The 4,471-nt window shown below is 48.9% G+C and carries 5 protein-coding genes; all 5 read left to right on the top strand.

The features are described from left to right. Window positions 1-365: 365 nt before the first annotated feature. The 5 genes from CIK88_RS12020 (at window position 366) to CIK88_RS12005 (ending at window position 4,448) form a co-directional block, all read left to right on the top strand. On the top strand, window positions 366-1,697 hold the full coding sequence (locus CIK88_RS12020) for a hypothetical protein (RefSeq protein WP_094436723.1): 1,332 nt from the start codon (window positions 366-368) through the stop codon (window positions 1,695-1,697). 14 nt (window positions 1,698-1,711) lie between these two features. Next, window positions 1,712-2,644, top strand: a complete 933-nt coding sequence (locus tag CIK88_RS12015; protein WP_158214687.1) for a CHC2 zinc finger domain-containing protein — start codon at window positions 1,712-1,714, stop codon at window positions 2,642-2,644. Between the two features lie 211 nt (window positions 2,645-2,855). After that, window positions 2,856-3,074 carry a DUF4248 domain-containing protein gene (locus CIK88_RS12010; protein ID WP_094390502.1) on the top strand — a complete coding sequence of 73 codons (219 nt, stop codon included), beginning with the start codon at window positions 2,856-2,858 and terminating at the stop codon, window positions 3,072-3,074. Window positions 3,075-3,801: 727 nt separating this feature from the next. Beyond that, window positions 3,802-3,912, top strand: coding sequence for a smalltalk protein (locus CIK88_RS12445; RefSeq protein WP_158214686.1), 111 nt, complete (start codon window positions 3,802-3,804; stop codon window positions 3,910-3,912). Window positions 3,913-3,950: 38 nt separating this feature from the next. Further along, complete coding sequence (locus tag CIK88_RS12005) at window positions 3,951-4,448, top strand: hypothetical protein (RefSeq protein ID WP_094436719.1); 498 nt, start codon at window positions 3,951-3,953, stop codon at window positions 4,446-4,448. Window positions 4,449-4,471: the final 23 nt, after the last annotated feature.

The following is a 4,471-nucleotide window of genomic DNA, read 5'->3' as shown; positions in this document are numbered from 1 at the left end:
GACGGGACTATCTATCCTACGTTCAATCGCCCAGACTACAACGAGAAACTCACTTTCGCTAAGTTCTGTATGGAAGCTGCCAAAGAACTGAGGCAGGTTGCCAAACTGGTAGAAAGTGCAACAGGCCTCGGAGAGGGAGAGTGAATTCTAGCCAAAATATCAGTTAATATCAGTTACAGTTGTTTTTTTGAGGGTATATAAAATTTCAACCCCCTTATATAATACTTATAACTAATTAATAATCAATAATATATATAATAATATATAGGTAGGGAGCGAAATGGGTACCCCTTAAAAAACAACTGATATAACTGATATTGATATTTTTAGGCTCATCCAATTTCAATCTAAAAAGCTGTAATATAATGACTTACGACATTACAACAAAGACTGCTCCAGCCATGCCAAAACTTGGAAAAGGCTTGGATTTCGTGAAATTAGTGCTCTCGCAGGTATCTCCAGACATGCGTGAACCTATCGCTCCGACACTTTTTGATGCTGCAGCAGCTCATATCAGTGCAACTGAATTTTTGTATCCAGACCAATCTTGGAAGGAACTTTGTGGCATGATAGATGCACTTTCGGCAGGTTCTGCAGGCGGAAAAGGCCAACTGCAGGGATATGTTGAAGCGATGATGCGTTTCGCGCGAAAGCATGATGAAGTGGAGTTGCAGAAGCTCGTGGAATGGCAAAGAAACATGAAGTCGAAAGGTGCCAACAAGGAGAAACCTATTCGTCCTGATGTCTCGTTTTGGTTTCCACCTTCCGATGTGACTAATGCTGCCTTCATACAGAATGCGATGGCATGTGAACAGGGGAACGCACACACGCAATACTATAACATGCCGGAGGTGGAGATGGCTGACAAGATATGCGGCGGTCATAAGCAGGTGACGCAGACTATCCGCAACATCTACGACAAGGCCAGGGCTGGTGCACTTCGTGCCACGGCTGAGGGTGTGACGGGAAATCCGGTGCTGCGTGTCAACATGAATATTTCATGTACTCCGGGTGAAGCAAGGAATTTCTTCAAGCGCGACTTGTTTAACGGTACGCTCGGACGTGTGGCTTTCTCCTATAAGGCTCGCGGCAATCGCGATGGGCATATTCCACGACAGGGGGAGTATGATGAGGATTTCCTCAAGAAACTCGATGCCTATATCGTGCGCCTGCAGGCTTGCAAAGGGCGACATGTGGTGCAGCCGCTCAACAAACTGGCTGATAGACTGGCGCTCGACATGGCGGCGCTGGCTGACCTCACGGATGATGATACCCTGTGGGATATGAGTAAGCGGTCTATCGTGAATGCATGGAAGAAAGGGTGCGTGCTCTATATCCTGAACGGCATGACATGGACTAAGGGTATGGGCGATTTCGTGGAATGGCTGGTGTATTACGACCTCTGGTCTAAATCGCAAATATTTGGAGATATGTTCAAAGAGGGTAGCGACAGTTTGGGTGACGCACAGAAGAGTGGTCCGAAGAACATGCTGTGTGACCTGCCTGATACGTTTAACGAGGCACAACTGGAGGCTCTCCGCGTCTCTCTCGGCAAATCGAGGGAGGGGACCAGAGGCCAGTTGCATGTTTGGAAGAACCGCAACTTCATCACGTATTCTGCCCAGACGGGGCTGTACTCCAAGACGCAGGAGTATCTGATGGGGAATGTTGTCGGACGTGGTACTAAAAGGAAATAGCCATGCTCGACAGAATGAAGATTGAAAAGCTTCGCGCACTGCCCATTGAGGCGGTGGCGGAGCGCCTCGGACTGCGGGTGACGCGACATAAATGTCTGTGTCCGTTTCATGATGACCATCATGCGAGTATGACGTTTCTCGCAAGGACTAACAGCTTCAGGTGTTTTGCCTGTGGAGCTCACGGCGGCACGATAGACCTCGTGATGCGCCACCTCGACAAGGATTTCCCCAGGGCGTGCCGATGGCTGGCTGACGATGCTAACGTGGTGATCGACGAATACCGACCGCGCACGCCTGTGGCGGAGAAAGCCATGAGGCCGTTTGATGCCTCGCGCTATGCCCGCAACTTCGAACATCCGTGGTTGAGCAGCGAGGCGCAACAGTTCCTGTTTGCCGAACGGAAGATCAATCCGCGTGTGGTGCGCTGGTGCCGCCTGTCGTCGTGGACTGACCGTCTGGGCATCCATTGGTTGCAGACGCCATATTTCGACACGACGGGGCAGCTCATCGGTTTGCAGAACCGCAACCTCGACTACCACAAGGGGGACGTGACGCCGCGCTTCCGCTTCCCCTACGGGGCGCGCTGCACGATCTACAACCTGCCTGTGGTGGCGATGCTGCGGCCTGAGGAACCGCTCTACATCACGGAGGGATGCTCCGACTGTTGGGCGATGCTCTCGGCGGGTCATAAGGCGGTGGCGATTCCGTCTGCCACCTTGCTCTCCGTGGCTGACAAGGAGTTGTTGAGCGATCTGGCAAACCGGTTGGGCACGTCGTTCCACATGTTTCCCGATCGCGATGCGCCTGGCGAGCGTCTCTTCATGCAGTTGCGTGAGGTATTGCCGACGCTCCATCACCACCAGTTGCCGGCAGGGTGCAAGGATTTCTCTGATTATTATGTTTCATCTATTAACAATTCAAGTTTCGCAACTGAGGGAATTGATTGAAGTTAAAGAAGTTATCTTAACTTCCCCACATGCGCAACTGAGGGAATTGATTGAAGTTAAAGAGTGATCACTTCCTACGGTCGTTCGGGAAGTGAAGAGACAATAGCCTTTTGCCGTAAGACGTAGGACATTAGTCCCTTAACTTCTCTCTAACTTCCCTAACTTCCCTTAACTTCCCCACATGCGAAAGTTCAGTTAACAACAACACGCTATGAACGATTTTGAAATTCGGTCTTATACCAAAAAAGATTTGGCGCTCAGATATTTCCCGTCTGCCACGCCGCACACGGCGGTCAACCGCCTGATGTCATGGATCTGCCGCTGTCAGCCCCTGACGGCTGCCCTCGCGAAGCAGGGGTACAGGAAAACGAGTAAGTGGTTTTCGGCACGTGAGGTCAGACTCATCGTGGAATACCTGGGTGGGCCGTGATCCATCGGATCATCGGATCATCGGATCATCGGAATTTAGACGGAATTTATACGGATGTTTTGGGGGTTGCCTACGGCAAGAAATCTTTGGAGGAAATCCTTTTTTAAATATGGCCTTTGGCCAGAAATAATAATCTTTAACGAAAATCTCGACTGAAAATGCGCTCGAATACCTCGCTTCTGGGAAGGGTTTTTATGGGGATCGCCTTACGGCTCGACATCTAAACTAGAATCTTGAACAAAATCTTTAACTATAATCCGTGTTCTCCGTGTGATCCGTGGATTTTTTTTTTAGTTGCCTACGGCAAGAAATCTTTGGGGGAAATCTTTGATTAAATATGGCCTTTGGCCAGAAATAATAATCTTTAACGAAAATCCTAACTGAAAATGCGCTCGAATACCTCGCTTCTGGGGAGGGTTTTATTATGGATCGCCTACGGCTCGACATCTAAACTAGAATCTTGAACAAAATCTTTAACTAGAATCTGTGTGCTCCGTGTGTTCCGTGGATAAAAATTTCCGTGCAATCCGTGTGCGAAAGTTCAGGAATTTAAAAGAAAATGTCCTCGAATCGCAGGAAACGTATAGAAACGTATGATTGATTTTTGGGGATGTCGTATCTTTGCAACAGAAACAAAAAAGGCTGGCAGAAGCCGAACGCATCTCGGAGGCGCCCCGAATGTAGCAGGTGAAAACAGCCAAGTAAGTAACTTTAATGATCTAATACCATGAGTAACACAAAAAACAAAGAAACGCTCAAGACTGTACTCCAGTTTATCGTAAGCGTGATCACAGCACTCCTCGCCACACTCGGCGTTCAGAGTTGCGTCGGCATCTGACAAATTAGTTATTAACCTTAAAAAAAAACACAATTATTATGGCTACAATTCAAGCAATCGACATCATCAAAGGTATCAGTGGTAAGTATGGTAACAAGTCTAACGACTACTTCGCCACTAACAAGTCTAGTAACAAAATCCATCTCGCCAAACTCGCCAACCCATACAAGGGTCCTGCTACAGAGAAGCAGAAGCTGCAGCGCGAGAAGTTCGCCAAACAGCAGGCTGCTAGCAGCGCATGGCTTAAGGCTAACCGCCCGAACGAGAAGAACGGCATCAAGGGTACTCCTATCTACCAGTATGCCCTGAAGCTGAAGCGTACCTTCGCCTTCTCTAACGTCAACCAGGTGTTGTTTAAGTACATGGACAAGGAGTTTAACATCAAGTTGCCTGACTCCATCGATGCACCTAATGTGGACGGCGAGGATACCGGTTCTACTACCAATCCTGGCAGCGGCGAGCAGGGTACTGAGCAGAAGCCCGGTGGAAGCGACCAGGGTACAGAACAGCCTGGTGGCGGAGGTCTGGAGGGTTAGTCTTCCGTTTTCTTCTTAACCAT

The organism is Prevotella sp. P5-50 (genome assembly GCF_002251295.1).
Lineage (GTDB): Bacteria > Bacteroidota > Bacteroidia > Bacteroidales > Bacteroidaceae > Prevotella.
Note: the sequence above shows the minus strand (reverse complement) of the source record. Positions and strands in the feature narration are given on the sequence as shown.